The organism is Burkholderia sp. MSMB1078WGS (assembly GCF_001528895.1).
Taxonomy (GTDB): domain Bacteria; phylum Pseudomonadota; class Gammaproteobacteria; order Burkholderiales; family Burkholderiaceae; genus Burkholderia.
In genome coordinates, this window is sequence record NZ_LPDI01000114.1 from 127,635 (window position 1) to 144,948 (window position 17,314).

The window sequence follows — 17,314 nt, forward strand, 5'->3', positions numbered from 1 at the left end:
GGAAAAGCGTAAAACTGGAGAAGGCGATTCCCTGTTTCCTGCCGAAAACCTTGGATGGCAGCGGTTATAGGGGTATGCACCAAGTGAGTTAAACGGTTAACCGACGTACATTCGCTGAACACGTCATACGACGTATGACTCTGCGGTTCGAGGAAGCGTATCGGCGAAGCCCGCGCGGGCCGGCGGATCGCGGCACAACAACGATCGACCATCAAGGAGACTCACCATGAAACACCGATTCCCCGGCTCCCGTGCCGCCCTGGCCGTCGCACTGATGGCCGGCTTCGCGATGTCCGCGCAGGCGCGCGTGTTCCGCTCGGCGGACGTGCACGGCGACAACTTCCCGACCAACATGGCCGTGAAGTTCATGGGCGACGAGCTGTCGAAGCAGACGGGCGGCAAGGATTCGATCAAGGTGTTCGGCAACAGCGCGCTCGGCTCCGAGAAGGACACGGTCGACCAGGTGCGGATCGGCGCGATCGACATGGCGCGCGTGAACGGCGCGTCGTTCAACGAGATCGTGCCGGAATCGCTGATCCCGTCGTTCCCGTTCCTGTTCCGCGACATCGACCATTTCCGCAAGGCGATGTACGGCCCGGCCGGCCAGAAGATCCTCGATGCGTTCACCGCGAAGGGGATGATCGCGCTGACGTTCTACGAGAGCGGCGCGCGCTCGATCTACGCGAAGCGCCCGGTGCGCTCGCCGGCGGACATGAAGGGGCTGAAGGTGCGCGTGCAGCCGTCCGACCTGATGGTCGACGAGATCAAGGCGATGGGCGGCACGCCCACGCCGATGCCGTTCGCCGAGGTATACACGGGCCTGAAGACGGGGCTCGTCGACGCGGCGGAAAACAACCTGCCGTCGTACGAGGAAACCAAGCATTACGAAGTCGCGCCCGATTACTCGGAGACGCAGCACGCGATGACGCCGGAAGTGCTGGTGTTCTCGAAGAAGGTCTGGGACACGCTGTCGCCGCAGGAGCAGGCGGCGATCAGGAAGGCGGCGGCCGATTCGGTGCCGTACTACCAGAAGCTGTGGACCGCGCGCGAAGCGTCGGCGCAGCAGATGGTGACGAAGGGCGGCGCGAAGATCCTGCCGGCCGCGCAGATCGACCGCGCGGCGTTCGTGAAGGCGATGCAGCCGCTGTGGACCAAGTATGAAAAGACGCCGCAGATGAAGCAGATCGTCGACGAGATCGAGGCCACCAAGTGACGCGTCGCACTTCCCTGAACGGCGCGGCGGCCGCGGGCTCGCCGGCCGCCGCCCCCGACGGCGCAGCGCCGGCGCCGCCGCACGCCGTGCCGCTGTTGCGCTGCGTGAACGACCTGCTGTTTCGCGTGCTGGCCGTGATCGCATCGGCGTGCCTCGCGGTGCTCACGGTGCTGGTGTTCTACGCGGTCGTGATGCGCTACGCGTTCGACAACGCACCGGATTTCGTCGAGCCGATCGCGCTGCTGCTCGTGATCGTGATCGCGATGTTCGGCGCGGCGATGAAGGTGCGCGACGGCGGCCATATCGGCCTCGATTCGCTGGTGCGCCGGCTGTCGCCGAAGGCGCGCACGGTCGTCGTCGCGATCCAGCACCTGAGCCTGATCGCGTTCGCGATCATGATCATGATCGGTTGCGGCAGCATGGCCGCCGAGACGATGGGCGACCGCATTCCGATCATCGGGCTGCCCGAAGGCGTGCGCTACCTGATCGCGATGCCCGCGGCGGTTGCGATCGTCCTCTTCTCGCTCGAGCACCTGCTCGCGCTTCGTCGTTCTTCGTCGGGACAATAACGCCATGGAACTCGCGATCCTGTCCGTCAGTTTTCTGATATTCCTCGTCCTCGGCGTGCCCGTGTCGTTCGCGCTCGGCATTTCGTGCGTGCTGACCTACATGGTCGAAGGCCTGCCGATCGCGACCGCGATGCAGGCGATGATCTCGGGGATGAACGCGTTCTCGTTCCTCGCGGTGCCGTTCTTCATCTTCTCCGGCGAACTGATGCTGCATGGCGGCATCGCGGACCGGATCCTGCGCTTCGCGCAGGCGAGCGTCGGCCACTTCCGCGGCGGCCTCGGGATGGCGAACGTCGTCGCGTGCACGCTGTTCGGCGGCGTGTCGGGCTCGCCGACCGCCGATACGTCGGCGATGGGCGGCGTGGTGATTCCGCTGATGAAGCGCGAAGGCTACAGCGCCGCGTACGCGGTCAACGTGACCACGCATGCGTCGCTCGCCGGCGCGCTGATGCCGACGTCGACCAACATGATCATCTACGCGTTCGCCGCGCAGGGCATCACCGGGATGCTGCACGGCCAGCCGGTGAGCGGCGTGTCGATCGGCGACCTGCTGTTCTCGGGGCTCCTGCCGGTGTTGTGGGTGATGGGCTTCGTGCTCGCCGCCGCGTACTGGCAGGCCGTGCGTCACGGCTATCCGCGCCGCGCAGACGGCTCGTCCGCGCTGCCGCGGTTTCCCGGCTGGTATGCGGTGCTGCGCAGCTTCGTCGGCGCGGTGCCCGGGCTGATGGTGATCGCGATCATCCTCGTGTGCGTCGCGAAGGGCATCGCCACCGCGACCGAAGCGGCCGCGATCGCCGTGGTCTACTCGCTCGTGCTGACCGCGGTGGTCTACCGGACGCTCACCGCCGAGAAGTTGCGCCGCGCGCTGTCGCATGCGGCGCGCACGACGGGCGTCGTGCTGCTGCTGATCGCGGTGTCCAACATGCTGCGCTTCCAGATGTCGTACCTGGAGATTCCGGATGCGATCGAAGGGTTGCTGAAGCAGTCGACCGCGGCGCCGTGGCTGATGCTGCTGTACATCAACATCATCCAGGTGTTTCTCGGCACGTTCGTCGACATGGCCGCGCACATCCTGATCACGACGCCGCTGTTCCTGCCGATCGCGATGGCGTGCGGCGTCGGGCCGGTGCAGTTCGGGATCATGCTGCTGCTGAACTGCTCGCTCGGTCTCGTGCACCCGCCGATCGGGTCGGTGCAGTTCGTCGGCTGCGCGATCGGCAACGTGTCGATCGGCGAGACCACGAAGATGGCGTGGCCATACTATCTGGCGATCTTCAGCGCGATCAACATCGTCACGTACCTGCCGTTCTTCTCGACGTGGCTGCCGAGCCTGATCAGCGGGCACGCGGTGTTCTGACGGCGTGCTTCGCCCGTCGCGGCGCCGGACGACCGAGGTGGTCCGGCGCCGCGCTCGCATGCGCGGCGTGCTTGCCGGGCCGTCGCGACGCGGCTGCTCAATCCTGCCGCCCATCCGGCTCGACGTCGCCGTCGGCCGACCGCTCGTCGCGCCAGTCCGCCAGCGCGCGCCACAGCGCCGGGCGCGCATGGTCGCGCGGCGGCAACCGGATCACGTAAGCGACGCCGCGCACGTTCACCACGACGCCCGAGTCGGGCAACGGGCCCGGGATGCCGGAGAACGAATGCTCGTCGGTGTCCGGTTCGGCCATGGTGTGCGGGCCGGGCGAGTGTCGAAACATCATGCGAAATCTCCGTGGCGCCGCGCAGCGGCGCGTCAGTAGCGGACCCGGCCGATCAGGCCCAGCGGATCGACGGCGTGCTGGACGGCGGCGGCGACCTGCCGTTGCGCGGCCGGCACGTGCTTGCGGTAGTACGCGATATTGACGGGCCCGACGCCGTGCTCCGCGCTGAAGCAGCCGCCCGCGCGCGCGACGCGGTCGTACAGCGCGCCGCGCAGCGCCATCTGCTGCAGCGGCCCGTAGCGTTGCGCGTCGGCATGCGGAATCGACACGACGAGATGGCAGCCGCCGTCGCCGAAATGGCCGAACGCATGACAGCGCAGCGCCGGATGCGCGGCCGCGAGCCATTGCTCGGCATCGGCGACGAATCCGGCCAGCGCGCCGCGCGGGAACGACACGTCGAACGACAGCGGCATGCCGTCCTGCGCGACCGCGGCCGGCAGCGCGTCGCGAATCCGCCAGAACCGTTCGGCCGGCGCGCACGCCGCGTCGAGCACCTCGTGTCGTTGCGCGAGCGCGTCGAGCGTCGCGACTGCACGTTCCTCGAGCAGCGCATCGAGCCCGGGCATGCCGGTCGCGATCTCGACGAGCGCGTAGCATGCGGCGGTGTCGGCCTCGAACGGCACCCGCAACGCCGGAAACACGGCGGCGACGCGACCGACCGCCGCCGCCGACATGAATTCGAACGCCGACAGCATCTCGCCGAATGCACGCTCGAATGCGAGCAGGCCGGCGAGCGCCGCGTCGTACGACGCGAACGCGACGAACGCCGCGCACGACGACCGTTCGAGCGGCGCGAGCGCGAACGACACGGCCGTCACGAGCCCGTTCGCGCCATTCGCGCCGATGAAGCACTGTGCGACGTCGAAGCCGGCGTTGCGCTTGCGCAGTGGCGCGAGCGCGTCGATCACGGTGCCGGCTTCGTCCGCGAGCACGACTTCGACGCCGAGCACGTGACGGCGCACGTCGCCGTACTTGATCAGGCGGCTGCCGCCCGCGTTCGCGCCGACGAGGCCGCCGGCCGCCGGATCGCTGCCGAGATCGATCGGCACGCAGAGCCCGGCTTCGCCTGCCACCCGATTGAGGTCGGACAGCCGCACGCCGGCCTCGACCGTGATGCTGCGATTGGCCGGATCGAACGCGCGCACGGCGCGCATCCGCTCGAACGACACCACGCATTGCGTGCCGCTGCGATCGGGCACGGCGGCGCCGACGAGCCCGGTGCGCGCGCCCTGGGCGACGAGCGCGATCCGGTGCGCGACGGCGACGCGCACGAGCGCGCGCGTGTCGGCGGTCGACGCCGGCCGCGCGACGCCGAGCGGCACGCCGCCGTAGCGCGCGACGTCGGTCGCATACGGCTCGCACGCCGCGCCGTCGAGCCAGCCGTCGCCGAGCGCCGCGGCGAGCGCGTGCCGTTGCGCGGCGTGTGCCGCATGGGCGGGCAGCGCGTTCATCGTCAGCCTGCCCGCGCGAGCTGCTTGCGCAGCCGGCCGCGCACGATGACCAGTGCGATCAGCGGCACGACGCCGCCCCACAGCGGGCTGTGGCGCATCGCGATCGACACCGCGAGCGCGACGACGGTGACGGCGAGCAGCACGAGCGACAGCGAACGCGTGCGCGCGTGGTCGACGAACGCACCGTCGACGAAGCCGCCGTCCGACCAGGCGGTATGGACGATGCCGACCACCAGCACGCAGACGAGCATCGCGGCCGGCCCGAGTTCCTCGCCCCACAGACGGCTACCTGTCGGCGAGACGAGCGCGAGCACCGCGCCGATCACGAGGAACAGGTCGACGCCGATCGCGATGCTGTTGCGCTCCGCGCGGCGGATCAGCCACGCGCCATGCACGAGCGCGAGCACGCCGCCGATCAGGAACGCGTGGGTCCAGCGCAGGCCCGGCTGCTCCGGGCCGAGCCGGCCGTAGAACAGGAACACGATCGCCGGCAGGAAGTTGCTCGCATGCAGCAGGTAGTCGGTTATGGGATGGTTCGATTTCATCGGTGTCTCTCCTTCGTCGAAACGGCGTGGCGACGCGTCAGGCGTCGTGCCAGCGGAACAGTCGCGCGGCGGCGAACAGGAACAGCGCGGTGCACGCGGTCATGCCGAGCAGTTGCGGCGCGAGCTGCGCGTACGGTGCGCCGTCGACCAGCGCGCCGCGCAGCGCGACGGCGAACTGGTTGGTCGGCAGGAACGCGAGCCCGGCCTTCAGCCACGCGGGCGCGTCGTGCATCGGGATCGTCAGGTCGCTGAAGAACAGCAGCGGGTAGTAGGTGACGTTGCACGCGAGTTCGGCCGCCGCGAGCGACCGGGTGCGGCTGGCCAGCAGCACGCCGATGCTCAGCACCATCGCCGCGCCGAGCAGCACGATCGGCAACGCGCGCAGCCCGTCCGGCGTCGCGATCGGCAGCGCGATGCCGAACGCGACGCGTGCGACCGTCAGCAGCACGAGCGCCGACAGCGCCATCATCGCCATGCGCGCGACGATCAGCGCGGCGAGGAACACGCTGCGGGAGACCGGGAAGCACACGTACAGCTTGAACGTATTGCGCTCGCGCAGCGCGGCGATCGCGGTGGTCGTCGAGTTCAGGCCGATCGCCATGAACGCCATCACCAGGATGCCGGTCGCGAAGAACGCGCCGTAATCGAACGGCCGGCGCGTCGGCGCGGCATTCTCGAAGCGCGCCTGCGCGGCCGGCAGCCCGAGCCGCTGCGCGGCGCAGCGCGCGAGCGCGATCTCGACGACGCGGGACGCGGCCTTGACCGCGAGCGGGCCGTTGAAGTCGTAGCGGATCGTCGCCGGCGTGCGTTCGTCGGCGCCGAGCACGACGGTCACGCGATCGGCCGGCGCGCCGCGGCCGCCGAAGGTCGCCTTCACCGTGTCGCTGTGCGACAGGCTGTCGACGATCTGCGCTTCGCATGCGCGGCTGTACGGCGTCGCGCCGCCGGGCGCGTCGAACGCGATGTCGGCCGTGCCGAGCGAGCCCGAGCCGCCGAACGCGAACAGCATCACGCTCAGCAGGAACACCGGAAACACGAGCGTCCAGAACAGCGACGAGCGGCTGCGCAGATAGCCGAGCAGCTCGTTGCGCACGAGGATCAGGAACACCTTAGTCATGGGTCGGGCCCTCGGTGCACAGGCGCAGCAGGTCGCCCAGCGTGCTCGGCGCGAGCGCGAGATGCTGGATGCCGCGTTCGCCGACGATCCGGTGCACGTTCGGATGCAGCGTCGTATCGCCGAACGCCTCGACCACGTGCGCGGCCGACACGCGCACGCCGGTCACGCCGGGCAGCGCCGCGAGCCGCTCGTGCAGCGCGCGCGCGTCGGCTTCGTCGCGGCAATGCAGGACCGCGCGCGCATCGCCGACGAGCTCGGCGCGCAGCGTGTCCCGGTCGCCCTGGTAGCGCACGCCGCCGTCGCGCACCCAGACGAGATCGTCGACCACGCTCAGTTCTTCCTCGGAATGACAGATCATCGCGACGCTCGCGCCCCGCGCGCGATGGCGCAGCAGGTCGATCACGACGCCCGCATAGCGGCGGTCGAGGCCCGTGAACGGCTCGTCGAGCACGGCCAGCTCGGGCCGGTGCGCGAGCGCGACGTACAGGTCCACGCGCTGGCGCTGCCCCTTCGACAGCGCGCGGCACGGCTTGTCGAGCAGTTCGGCGATGCCGAGCGCATCGGCGATCGCCGCATCGGTGTGCGCGTACATCGCGCGGTGCAGCGCGACGATCTCCGAGACGCGCAGATGATCGGGATACTCGACCTTCTGCAATTGCGCGCCGATCCGCTGCAGCGACCGCGAATCGCGCATGAAGCGTTCGGCCGGCACGTCGAGCACGCGCACGTCGCTGCCGCCGCGCCGGAAGCCGAGCAGCGTTTCGAGCAGCGTGGTCTTGCCCGAGCCGTTCGGCCCGACGATCGCGGTGATCGCGCCGAGCCGGAACCGCACGTGGCGCGCGGAGAAACGGAAATCGCCGGCCGTGACGTCGATCGCGCGCGCGCCGAGCGCTGCGTCCGGCGCATGCGCATCGGGCAGCGGCGGCAGGCCCGCGCGCTGCGGCCGGTCGAACGCGGCGGGCGCGCCGAACATCGCGCGCACGGACGCAAGAAGCGAAACGCTCATCGTGGGCATCCTCAGTCGAACAGCATGACCTGCGTGTCGCGCGCACCGCGGTACGGGTTGCGGCCGTGCGCGACCAGCATGTTGTCGACGACGAGCACGTCGCCGGCCTGCCACGGGAACGCCCGCTCCTCGTCGTCGAGCGCGTCGTAGATCGCCACCAGATCGTCGAACGGCATCGGCGCGCCGTCGCCGTAGCGGATCTCGTACGGGAACGCGGCGCGCGCGCCGTACATGCGCTGCAGGTAGCGATAGCTGAGCTCGCCCATCGAACGCGGATTCGGGTGCTGCGCGCTCGCCTGGTTGAACCACACCGTCTCGCCGGTGCGCGGGTGCGTGCGCAGCGCGCTGCCGACGTGCGACACGGTCACGCTGCCGTCGTCGAGCCAGCGGCAGCCGACGCCGCGTTCCGCGCATAGCCGCTCGACCTCGTCGCGATCCGTCGTGCCGAATGCGTCGTCCCACGGCCGATGGTAGGCGGCGAACGGCAGGTTCGGGTTCGCCGCGAGGCCGTCGGCGCGGTCGCCCGGCGCCGCGAAATTGCGCAGGTACATCACGCCGCGTTCGGCGAACCGCTCGCGCAGCGCGGCCGGCACGCGCGCGGTCACGCGGCGCATGTCGCAGATCGGCGTCTCGCCGCCCGCGTCGGCCGGCTGCCGGCAGTAGAACGCGACGAGGCGCGGGAACGCGGGCATGTAGGCCATCTCCTGATGCAGCCCGATCCTGAACGGCGGCGGCATGCGGGTCGACTCGTAGACCTGGCCGTCGATCTGCCGGCGCGGGGCGGCGCCGGCCGTATAGCCGTTCGCGTGCGCCGGATAGAGCGCGCCGAGGCGGCCGAACGCGGCGGTGTCGGGTACCGCGAAGCCGCGCCACAGCAGCGCGCCGCATGCGTCGAGCAGCGTGTCGATCGTGTCGAGCCGCGAGCGGTACCACGCGACGAACATCTCCGGCGACGTCGCGAGTTCGGCACTGCGCGGCGTCACGCACAGCGGCAGCGTCGCGCCGGGCGCGACCGCCGCGCAGTGCACGTCGTCGGCGCCGAGCCGTGCGGCGGCATGGGCGGCGAGGAAGGCGAGATCGGTCATCGCTCAGGCCAGCGCCGGTTTCTTCAGCAGGATTTCGAAGCCGAGCGCGCCGAGCCCCGCGCTGGGGCTGTAGATCGACGCAACCGCCGCGAGGCCGGCCGCGGCGACGAGCGCGTGCGCTTCGTCGAGCGTGATCTTTTCCTCGACGTGGGTCGGCGGATAGTCGGCGGCCGCGCGCATCTCGGTGAAGCGGTCGAGCAGGTGCTGCGGCGCGTCGCGGCGCATGTCGTGCACGAGCGCGATGCCGCCCGGCTCCAGCACGCGGTACATCTCGGTCAGGCTGAGCGCCTTGTCGGGCAGGTGATGCAGCGTCGCGCGGCCGACCGCCATCGTCAGCGTGCCGTCGTCGAACGGCAGCGCGAGCGCGTCGCCGACGCGCATCTCGATCGTGTCGTCGAGCCCGAGTTCGCGGATGCGTGGGCGGCCTTCGTCGAGCATCGCCGGATCGAGGTCGATGCCGACGTAGCGCCAGCCGCGCATCGCCGGATCGGTCGCCAGGCGCACCGGCACGACGCCGGTGGCCGTGCCGATGTCGGCGATCGTGCCGGGCGTCATCCCGCGCGCCAGCTGGCGGATGCGACTGATGAACAGCAGGTCCCAGGGTTCGAGCGTTTCGGTGGCGAAGCGATCGTAGTCGTTCGCCGGGCGCAGGTTCTTGAGCAGCATGACGTTCCTTGTGCGAAAGGGTGAGGGTTCACAGCCAGCCGACCGGCACGGCGGCCAGGAGCCGTCGCGCGGTCGCGCTGTTGACGCCGAACGCGGGGCGGCGGCGCCGTTCGACCGCATGCGCGGCCATCGCCGCGATGCGTGCGCCGAGCCCGACGCCGACGCCCCACGACGGCGCGGCGACGCCGAGTTCGAGCAGCGTCGCGGCGGTCAGGAAATCGATGTTCGGCCGCAGCGCACGGCGCGCGTCGGCCTGCGCGCAGCACGCGTCGAACAGCGTCACGTAGCCGCCGTCGAAGCCGCATGCCGCGAACCGGCCGCGCAGGTGCGGCGGACGCGGATCGGCGACGAACAGCGGATGGCCGAAGCCGTACAGCGTGCGTTTCGCGTCGAGCGCCGCATCGATCGCCGTGCGCCCGGCCGCGTCGAGCGCGGCCGGCGGCGCGCCGGTGCCGCCCGGCACCGAGCGTGCGAGCGCCGCGAGCCACTGCATCGCTTCGAGCGCCGCGCCGACGTGCGACGGCCCGCTGGCGAGGAAGCCGGACGCGATCGCCTGCGCCAGCGTGACGCCGGTGCCGATCGCGACGCGCGGCGCGAGCACGGTCGGCGTGATGTAGCCGAAGCCGGCGTGCCAGGCGACGAGCAGCATGTCCATGGCCGCTTGCGCCGGCGCATCGCCGCGCGTCGCGCCGGTCAGCACGAGCATGCGCTGCGCTTGCGTCGCGGCCGCGTCGAGCGACGCGCGGCCGGCCGTGCCGGCGGCGAACGGCCGGCCCTCGATCGCCGCGTGCAGCAGGAACGGCGCGGCGGCCGCGCACAGCAGCATCGTGTCGAGATCGGCATCGTCCGGCGCCGGGCTGCGCACGCGCGCCGTCACGTCGTCGAGGCCGCGCAGCAGGCCGGACGCGGCCGCGAACACCGGCGCGACGCCTGCCGCGCCGAGGTCGGCGGCGACCGACTGGCCGACCGAGCCCGGCGCCAGCGCGTCGGCGAACGCCGCGAGCCGCGCGCCGAGCGCCGCCTCGTGCGCGCGATGCGCGGCGCTGCCGGGCGCGACGTCGAACCACAGATGCGCGAGCGCGCCTTCGAACGTCGTCGCCCCGATCAGCGCGTTCAGGTCGAGGTCGCGCACGCGCAGCGCTTCGGGGTCGAGCGTCGCGCCGTCGATGTCGGTGCCGCGATGGCGCGTCGCCGGGCGGCCCAGCAGGTTGCGCGGCGCATCGCCGGCCGCGTGGACGGAGGTGCCGGAATCGAGTGTCGTGTCCATGTCATTCCGCCGCGGCGAGTTCGTCGCTGCTGACGCTGATCGCCGCGTGCGCCATCGCGGCGATCACGGCCGCGTGCTGGTCGACGACGGGCAGCACGTTCGCGAAGTAGTAGCGCGCGCTTTTCAGCTTGCCGCGATAGAACGCGAGCTCGGCCGGCACGTCGGCCGTTCCGGGCGCGTCGAGCCGGCGCGCGGCGATCGTCGCCGATTCGAGCAGCACCCACGCCGACGTGACCACGCCGAACATCTCCAGGAAGCGCGTGTAGAACTGGCTGCTGCGATGCGTGTGGCCGTCCTGCACGTCGCGCGCGATGTCGTCGAGCGCGGCGGCGATCCGGTCGGCGCCCGCGCGCAGCGCATCGAACAGCGGCCGCAGCTCCGCATGCGTGCCGGGTTGATGCTGATGGGCGAGGAATGCGTCGAGTTCGTCGCGGTAGTACTGGATCAGCCGCGAATGACGGCCGAAGCCGAGCTTGTCGCGCACGAGGTCCTGCGCCTGGATGTAGTTCGTGCCTTCCCAGATCGACAGGATCTTCACGTCGCGTGCGTTCTGCTCGACGGGGCTCGCGTCGGTGTAGCCGAGCCCGCCGTGCACCTGGATCGCCGTCTCGCAGATGCGCCACGCCTGGTCGGAAATGAACGCCTTGCAGATCGGCGTCAGCAGCAGTTGCAGCTTGCGATGGCGTTCGATCTCGGCCGGGTCGGCGTCGGGCGTCGCTTCGAGCATCGCCGCGCGCGTCGCGGTCGCCGCGAGCTTGCCGAGCAGCCCGCGGCAGCCGTCGACGCGGCTTTTCATGTCGACCAGCATGCGCTGCACGTCCGCGTGCTCGACGATCGCGACGCGCGCGGCATTCGTGTTCGATGCGCGCTCGATCGGCCGGCCCTGCAGCCGGCGGCCCGCATACTCGACCGCATGCAGGTACGCGCTCGACGCGACGCCGACGCCGAACATCCCGGTGCTCATCCGCGCCTGGTTCATCAGCGGCATCAGCTGCAGCAACCCGACGTTGCGCCGGCCGCCGAGCAGCCAGCCCTTGGTCGTGCCGTTCGCGCCGAACACGAGGTGCGTGTTCGCGCAACCCTTCAGCCCCATCTTGCGCGGCAGGCCGATGCAGTCGACGTGGTTCGGTTGCAGCTCGCCGGTTGCCTCGTCGGGCCAGAAGCGCGGCACGACGAGGCACGACAGCGAGAACGAATCCGGCGACGCCGTGTCGATGCGGCCGAGCACGAAGTACAGCGTGTTCTCCGTCAGCTCGTGCATGCCGGCCGAGATATAGACTTTCTCGCCGTCGATCGCGTAGATGTCGCGTTCGAGCGGCGTCGCACGCAGCGCGACCGCGGTGAGGTCGGTGCCGGCCTGCGGCTCGGTCGCGCAGAAGCACGCGTCCCAGCGGTACGCTTCGAGCGGCGCGACGAGCGCTTTCTGGTGCGGCGTGCCGTGCATCTGCAGCAGCTTGATCGCGGGGCGCGTGAAGCCGCCGTAGGTCATGAACGACGGATTCGCGCCCATGAACATCTCGTAGATCATCTGCGTGACGATCGGCGGCAGCCCGTGCGCGGTGCCGAACAGCGTGTTCGACCACTCGTCGCGAAAGCGCGCCCACAGGGCGTGGAAATGCGAAGGAATCCGTACCTGGCCGTCGTCGAGCAGCGTGCAGCCCTCGACGTCGGCCTGCTGGTAGCTGCGGCCGAGGTCGAGCGCGAAATCGCGTGCGCGTTCGAGCAGCGCATCCACTGACGCGCGGTCGTGCGCGCTGTACGGCCCATGTTCGAGAAAGTGCCGGTCGGCCTCGAACAGTTCCCACAGAAAGAAGCGCAGTTCGCGCAGACTGACCTTGTATGCGCTCATCATGCGTCTCCTTCGATATCGAGCGCGGCGTCGAGGCCGCCGGCCAGATCGACGACGGCCGCGGCCGCCGCGCCGTGCAGCGCCGCGTCCCACACGAGCACCGTGCGGCGTTCGCCTTCGTCCAGCGCGCCCGCGAGCCGGATCAGCGCGGCGGCCGATTCGGCGGACGACAGATGGCCCGATCCGTCGTGCTGGATGCGCGCGGCGACCGGAATCGACGCGGCGTCGGCCACGCGCGCCGCGAAGCCGGGATCGAAGCCGGGCGGCACGCACCAGTCGATCTGGCTCGCGCGCAGGTTGGCCTGCTCGAGCGCGCGGCGGATCGCGCGGGCGGCGACCGGCGCGAGCGTGTCGCGCAGCGTGACCGGCGCATCGGCCCACGGATCGGCGATCGATGGCCCGAATTCGAGCGCGACCGCCCGGACGCCGCCCCACGCGGCCGGCTCCGGCGCCGGGCCCGCGCGCGAGACGAGCAGTGCCGCGGCCGCGTCGCCGTAGCCGACCAGGTCGCCGAACTGGCGGAAGAACGGATAGAGCCACTTGTCGCTGAGGATCACGAGCGCCTGGTCGCCTTCGTCGAGCAGCCCGTCGAGCAGCATCAGCGCGGAATACCAGCCGAGCGTGCCGTTCTGGCCGAGCGCGAACGGCGTCACGCGCTGCAGCCCGAGTTCGTACTGCATGCGGCCGACGACCGAGTCGCCGATGCCTTCGTTGAGTGCGCAGCTCGCGACGATCACGTGCGTCGTGCGCGCAAGCGCGCCGGAGCCGAGCTGATCGCGCAGGTCGAGCGCGGCATCGGCGGCCAGGTCGGCGAGGCTGCGCCCGGGCGGCGCGACGCGCAGCACGGGCCGGCCGCCCGGCGCGAGGCGCGTGCCTTCGTCGGGCGTCAGCGCGCCCGTGCCGCGTGGCCGTGCAAAGCGCGCCTGCGGCAGCAGCAGGTGCCGGTAGCCGGGATGGCGCTCCTGCGCCTGGATCGCGCTGAACACGACGGCGGGCGGCAGCACCACGACGCCGCCGGACAACGCGAGCGTGCCGGGCGCGGCGACGCGGGGCGCGCCGATACAGGTTTCATCGAGCGTCGACAGGGTCATGCGGCGGTCTCCTCGAGGTTCGGGCGCGCGAATGCGTCGCGATACTGCGCTTTCAGCGCCGGCCGGTCGATCTTGCCGTTCGGGTTGCGCGGCAACGCCGGCAGCAGCTCGACGACGAGCGGGTTCATGTAGGTGGGCAACGCGTCGCGGCACGCCCGCGCGATGTCGGCGCGGCAGGCGGCGGCGTCGAGCGTCGACACGACGCACGCGGCGATCGCCTCGCCGAGCGCCGGGTGCGGCACGCCGAACACGGCGGCCTCGCGGATGTGCGGCAACGCGAACAGCACGTCCTCGACCTCGGTCGGGCTCACGCGATAGCCGGACGTCTTGATCATGTCGTCGCCGCGCGCGACGAAATACAGGTAGCCGTCCGCGTCGCGCCGCACGATGTCGCCGGACCACACGGCGACGTCCGGGCGCGGGATCTCGCCGTGCCGGCGCGGCAGCGGGCGAAAGCGCTGCGCGGTCAGCTCGGGCCGGTTCCAGTAGCCGAGCGTGACGAACGCGCCGCGATGCACGAGTTCGCCGGGTTCGTCGGCCGCGCATTCGCTGCCGTCCGCGCGCAGCACGAGGATTTCCGCGTTCGGCACGGCCTTGCCGATCGAGGTCGGGCGTAGCGCCGCGTCGGCCGGAGCGAGGTACGTCGAGCGGAATGCCTCGGTGAGCCCGTACATCAGGTAGGGCGACGCATGCGTGAACAGCGCCTGCAGACGGTGCAGCAGCGGCGTCGCGAGATGGCCGCCGGTATTCGCGAAGCGGCGGATCCGCGTGCGCGCGGCGTCGCTCCAGCCGGCGGACGCGAGTTGCATCCACAGCGGCGGCACGCCGGTGATCGACGTGACGCCGAACGCGTCGCAATGGCGCGGCACTTCGGCCGGCTGCAGGAAGTCGAGCGGCGTATAGCACGCGCCGGACGCCAGCGCGGTCGTGAGCTGGCTCAGGCCCGCATCGAAGCTGAGCGGCAGCACGCCGAGCACGACGTCGTCTTCGGCGAGCCCCTGGTACGCGGCGACGCTGAACGCGCCCGACACCAGGTTGCGGTGCGACACGACGACGCCTTTCGGCTTGCCGGTCGAGCCGGACGTGTAGAGCAGCGCGGCCGGATCGTCGTCGACCGGGCGGCCGGCGGCGGTCGCTGCCGACGCCGGCGTGTCGGTGCCGGGCGAGTCGATCGCATCGGCCAGTGCCTCCATCAGCATCACGCGTTCGCCGACGAGCGCGGCGAGCGCCGGCAGGCGCTTGAGCCGCTGCGCGCCGGTCACGAACAGCGCGGCGCCGCTGTCGGCGACGATATGTTCGATCTGCGCTTCCTTCAACTGCGGATTGACCGGCACGAAGATCGCGCCGAGTGCGTTGGCCGCGAGCATCGCGACCACGGTTTCGATGCGCTTCGGCGCGTAGATCGCGATGCGTTCGCCGGGCTGCACGCCGCGCGCCGTCAGCACGGCGGCGGCGCGCCGGACCGCGCGGGCGAGCTGGTCGTAAGTCAGTGTGCCGCCGCCGTCGGCATACGCCGGACGCTGCGGCCAGCGCTGCGCGCCGTGTTCGAGCAGGTCGGCGATGCTGATCAATGCGTTCATGATCGGCTCCTCTGGAGGGTCTAGGCCGGCCGCACGTACACGTGCGCGGCTTCGTGGGACAGGAAATGCGCCATCGAGTACGTGCGGTGATACGCGCCGCAGCGTGCGAACACGGCGATGTCGCCGACCTGGGGCGGCGCGCCCGTGTCGTCGCGGCCGATCACGTCCGCGCGGCTGCAGGTGCTGCCGACGTAGAGCGTCGGCACGCCGCGAGGCGCAGGCGCGGGTGCGCGGCGCACGAGCGACGGCGCGGCCAGGCGGCGCATCACCGATTCGGTCTGCGCGAGCAGGAACGCATGCGACAGGCCGCCGTCGCAGACGGCGATCGTGCGGTCCTGCCACGCCTTCACCGCGACGACGCGCGTCGCGAACACGCCCGCATCGGCGAAGATCGCGCGGCCGGATTCGTGAGCGAGCGAATACCGGCCGGCCAGCGGCGCGAGCGCGGCGGCATAGCGTTCGAACGCGGCGTCGCCCGGGTGATCGTCGGCAAAGCCGCCGCCGAGACTCAGCGCGCCGAGCGGCGCACCGTTGGCCGGCGCGAGATCGCGGGCCAGCGCCGCGAGCAATTCGGGCAGCACGAGCGTGTCGGGCTGCGTCGCGTCCTGGCGGATGAACGAATGCGGGCCGGAGAACACGTGCAGCCCGGCCACGGGCAGGCCGGCGGCCGCGAGCGTGCGCACCGCGTCGTGCGCCTCGTTCGGCGTCATCCCGAAGTGGTCGTGCCACAGTGCCTTCGCGTGGACGCCTGCCAGCGCGCCGGCGTTCACGCGCAGCAGCACCGCGCCGGGCGTGCTGCCGCCGGCCGCCGCTTCGCGCGCGAGCGGCACGAAACGCGCGACCGCGTCCGGGTTGTCGAGCACGAAATGGCAGCGCGACGCGAGCCCCGCGCGCATGAACATCTCGTCCATCGACGGATTGTTCAGGTAGCGCGGCGTCTTGATCCGGCCGATCACAGCGTCGAGTTCGCCGCGGCTCGCGAGTTCGACGCCGTCCTCGTACGCATGCGCGCAACGCGCGAGCATGTCCTGGTTCGGGTTCGCCTTCAGCGACACGATCAGACGCGTGCCGAGCCGCGCCTTCAGCGACCGGTAGCGGGCGATCGCGACGTCCGGCTCGTACACGTAGCACGGCGTGCGCAGGTCGGCGATCCATGCGTAGTCGCCGGCGGGCGGAAGCGGGCGCTCAGGCGTCATGGCGACCTACCGGATGAAGCGTGGCGGCCGCATACGCGCCGCAGTTCGACTGCATCACGCCGAGCACGCGCCGGCCGCGCGCGAGTGCATCGAGCCCCACGTCGGCCAGGTTGATCGGAAAATCCGAACAGCACGCGTGGCCGCGCGCATGGATGTTTTCCGCATACAGCCGCTCGGCCGGCACGCGCATCGCGCGGCACAGCGCGTTCCAGCCGGGCAGATCGGCGTTGTGCGGCAGCACGAGATCGTATGCGTCGAGCGCATGCGGCTCGAGCGCGACGGCCGCGTCGATCGCGCGGCGCGTGTACGGCCACTCCATCATGATCAGGTCGGCCTCGTTCGCGGCGACGGTGTCCGACCCGCGATGCCATTTCGCGTGCGTCTCGATCGCGATGCCGCCGAGCCGGTTCTTCGTGCTGTTGCGCGCGATCAGCATCGCGGCCGCGCCGTCGCACTGCACGCCCGTCATCTGCCGCATCCGGTAATCCTCGCCGTACACGCGGTCGGACGAAACGACGAGCGCCGCATCGAGCTGCGGATGGCGGCGCATCAGCGCGCGCACGGTCTCGATGCCGGCCGCGACCGACACGCAGTTCAGTTGCGCGACGGAGCCGAGCCACAGCGGCTCGATGCTGAACTGCGCGGCCACTTCATGCGGCAGGCTGCGCGGCGCCGGCGGCACGCTGAACTGCTGCGTGTGCACGTGCACGATCGCGCCGACGTCGGACGGATGCACGCGCGCGGTGTCGAGCAGCCGGCCGACGGCCGCGATTGCGAGATCGGTCTCGCTCGTGTCGAGCGCCATATGGAAATAGCGGCTGCCCGACTGCGCGATCGCGGCCGCCCGCTGCGCCGGATAGTCGCGCTCGGCGGCCCAGGCCTCGATATCGACGGGCGGGCCCGGCAGCTCGTAGGCCACTGCGTCGACGCCGATCCAGAAACCGGCGTCGCGGGATGCGTGGGGGGAGGGCATCGTCAT

16 protein-coding genes are annotated in these 17,314 nt (G+C 71.0%); 3 read left to right on the top strand and 13 right to left on the bottom strand.

Features of this window, described 5'->3' with window-relative positions:
• The first annotated feature begins 226 nt into the window (after positions 1-226).
• Genes WT24_RS31185 through WT24_RS31195 form a run of 3 tightly spaced genes read left to right on the top strand, consistent with a single transcriptional unit; the run spans position 227 to position 3,139 of the window.
• Positions 227-1,213: a TRAP transporter substrate-binding protein gene (locus WT24_RS31185; RefSeq protein ID WP_059498704.1), complete on the top strand. Its 987-nt coding sequence runs from the start codon at positions 227-229 to the stop codon at positions 1,211-1,213.
• Positions 1,210-1,782, top strand: a complete 573-nt coding sequence (locus WT24_RS31190; protein ID WP_060037091.1) for a TRAP transporter small permease — start codon at positions 1,210-1,212, stop codon at positions 1,780-1,782. Before WT24_RS31185 ends, WT24_RS31190 begins: the two co-directional genes overlap by 4 nt.
• 4 nt (positions 1,783-1,786) lie before the next feature.
• Positions 1,787-3,139: a TRAP transporter large permease gene (locus tag WT24_RS31195; RefSeq protein ID WP_059498702.1), complete on the top strand. Its 1,353-nt coding sequence runs from the start codon at positions 1,787-1,789 to the stop codon at positions 3,137-3,139.
• A 97-nt stretch (positions 3,140-3,236) separates the two neighbouring features.
• Here the strand turns inward: WT24_RS31195 and WT24_RS31200 are convergent, their stop codons facing one another.
• From WT24_RS31200 to WT24_RS31260, 13 genes are read right to left on the bottom strand one after another with little or no spacing between them, the layout of a single operon-like run.
• Positions 3,237-3,482, bottom strand: coding sequence for a hypothetical protein (locus tag WT24_RS31200; RefSeq protein WP_059498701.1), 246 nt, complete (start codon positions 3,480-3,482; stop codon positions 3,237-3,239).
• Positions 3,483-3,514: 32 nt separating this feature from the next.
• Positions 3,515-4,933 carry an FAD-binding oxidoreductase gene (locus tag WT24_RS31205; RefSeq protein ID WP_060037093.1) on the bottom strand — a complete coding sequence of 473 codons (1,419 nt, stop codon included), beginning with the start codon at positions 4,931-4,933 and terminating at the stop codon, positions 3,515-3,517.
• 2 nt (positions 4,934-4,935) lie between these two features.
• Positions 4,936-5,478 carry a hypothetical protein gene (locus WT24_RS31210; RefSeq protein WP_060037095.1) on the bottom strand — a complete coding sequence of 181 codons (543 nt, stop codon included), beginning with the start codon at positions 5,476-5,478 and terminating at the stop codon, positions 4,936-4,938.
• 37 nt (positions 5,479-5,515) lie between these two features.
• On the bottom strand, positions 5,516-6,595 hold the full coding sequence (locus WT24_RS31215; RefSeq protein ID WP_060037097.1) for an ABC transporter permease: 1,080 nt from the start codon (positions 6,593-6,595) through the stop codon (positions 5,516-5,518).
• Entirely contained in the window at positions 6,588-7,601 is a 1,014-nt protein-coding gene (locus WT24_RS31220) for an ATP-binding cassette domain-containing protein (RefSeq protein ID WP_060037141.1), read from the bottom strand. The genes WT24_RS31215 and WT24_RS31220 overlap by 8 nt, the downstream gene beginning before the upstream one ends.
• An 11-nt stretch (positions 7,602-7,612) precedes the next feature.
• Entirely contained in the window at positions 7,613-8,686 is a 1,074-nt protein-coding gene (locus tag WT24_RS31225; RefSeq protein WP_059790114.1) for a TauD/TfdA family dioxygenase, read from the bottom strand.
• 3 nt (positions 8,687-8,689) lie between these two features.
• Entirely contained in the window at positions 8,690-9,352 is a 663-nt protein-coding gene (locus WT24_RS31230; protein WP_027786439.1) for a class I SAM-dependent methyltransferase, read from the bottom strand.
• A gap of 28 nt (positions 9,353-9,380) precedes the next feature.
• A complete protein-coding gene (locus WT24_RS31235) occupies positions 9,381-10,619 on the bottom strand; it encodes a citrate/2-methylcitrate synthase (protein ID WP_060037099.1) in 1,239 nt (412 codons plus the stop codon).
• A 1-nt stretch (position 10,620) separates the two neighbouring features.
• Positions 10,621-12,468, bottom strand: coding sequence for an acyl-CoA dehydrogenase (locus tag WT24_RS31240; RefSeq protein ID WP_060037102.1), 1,848 nt, complete (start codon positions 12,466-12,468; stop codon positions 10,621-10,623).
• Positions 12,468-13,559 (bottom strand): hypothetical protein, encoded by a 1,092-nt coding sequence (locus WT24_RS31245; RefSeq protein WP_060037104.1) that lies wholly within the window; start codon positions 13,557-13,559, stop codon positions 12,468-12,470. The genes WT24_RS31240 and WT24_RS31245 overlap by 1 nt, the downstream gene beginning before the upstream one ends.
• Positions 13,556-15,139: an acyl-CoA ligase (AMP-forming), exosortase A system-associated gene (locus WT24_RS31250; protein WP_060037106.1), complete on the bottom strand. Its 1,584-nt coding sequence runs from the start codon at positions 15,137-15,139 to the stop codon at positions 13,556-13,558. Before WT24_RS31250 ends, WT24_RS31245 begins: the two co-directional genes overlap by 4 nt.
• Before the next feature lie 20 nt (positions 15,140-15,159).
• Entirely contained in the window at positions 15,160-16,335 is a 1,176-nt protein-coding gene (locus WT24_RS31255) for a PLP-dependent decarboxylase (protein ID WP_060037108.1), read from the bottom strand.
• Positions 16,325-17,314 carry a 3-oxoacyl-ACP synthase gene (locus WT24_RS31260; protein ID WP_060037110.1) on the bottom strand — a complete coding sequence of 330 codons (990 nt, stop codon included), beginning with the start codon at positions 17,312-17,314 and terminating at the stop codon, positions 16,325-16,327. Before WT24_RS31260 ends, WT24_RS31255 begins: the two co-directional genes overlap by 11 nt.

Coding starts and splice junctions, on each gene's coding strand:
- WT24_RS31185 (WP_059498704.1), top strand. CDS start 227: ATGAAACACCGATTCCCCGGCTCCCGTGCCGCCCTGGCCGTCGCACTG.
- WT24_RS31195 (WP_059498702.1), top strand. CDS start 1,787: ATGGAACTCGCGATCCTGTCCGTCAGTTTTCTGATATTCCTCGTCCTC.
- WT24_RS31200 (WP_059498701.1), bottom strand. CDS start 3,482: ATGATGTTTCGACACTCGCCCGGCCCGCACACCATGGCCGAACCGGAC.
- WT24_RS31205 (WP_060037093.1), bottom strand. CDS start 4,933: ATGAACGCGCTGCCCGCCCATGCGGCACACGCCGCGCAACGGCACGCG.
- WT24_RS31210 (WP_060037095.1), bottom strand. CDS start 5,478: ATGAAATCGAACCATCCCATAACCGACTACCTGCTGCATGCGAGCAAC.
- WT24_RS31215 (WP_060037097.1), bottom strand. CDS start 6,595: ATGACTAAGGTGTTCCTGATCCTCGTGCGCAACGAGCTGCTCGGCTAT.
- WT24_RS31220 (WP_060037141.1), bottom strand. CDS start 7,601: ATGAGCGTTTCGCTTCTTGCGTCCGTGCGCGCGATGTTCGGCGCGCCC.
- WT24_RS31225 (WP_059790114.1), bottom strand. CDS start 8,686: ATGACCGATCTCGCCTTCCTCGCCGCCCATGCCGCCGCACGGCTCGGC.
- WT24_RS31230 (WP_027786439.1), bottom strand. CDS start 9,352: ATGCTGCTCAAGAACCTGCGCCCGGCGAACGACTACGATCGCTTCGCC.
- WT24_RS31235 (WP_060037099.1), bottom strand. CDS start 10,619: ATGGACACGACACTCGATTCCGGCACCTCCGTCCACGCGGCCGGCGAT.
- WT24_RS31240 (WP_060037102.1), bottom strand. CDS start 12,468: ATGAGCGCATACAAGGTCAGTCTGCGCGAACTGCGCTTCTTTCTGTGG.
- WT24_RS31245 (WP_060037104.1), bottom strand. CDS start 13,559: ATGACCCTGTCGACGCTCGATGAAACCTGTATCGGCGCGCCCCGCGTC.
- WT24_RS31250 (WP_060037106.1), bottom strand. CDS start 15,139: ATGAACGCATTGATCAGCATCGCCGACCTGCTCGAACACGGCGCGCAG.
- WT24_RS31255 (WP_060037108.1), bottom strand. CDS start 16,335: ATGACGCCTGAGCGCCCGCTTCCGCCCGCCGGCGACTACGCATGGATC.
- WT24_RS31260 (WP_060037110.1), bottom strand. CDS start 17,314: ATGACGATGCCCTCCCCCCACGCATCCCGCGACGCCGGTTTCTGGATC.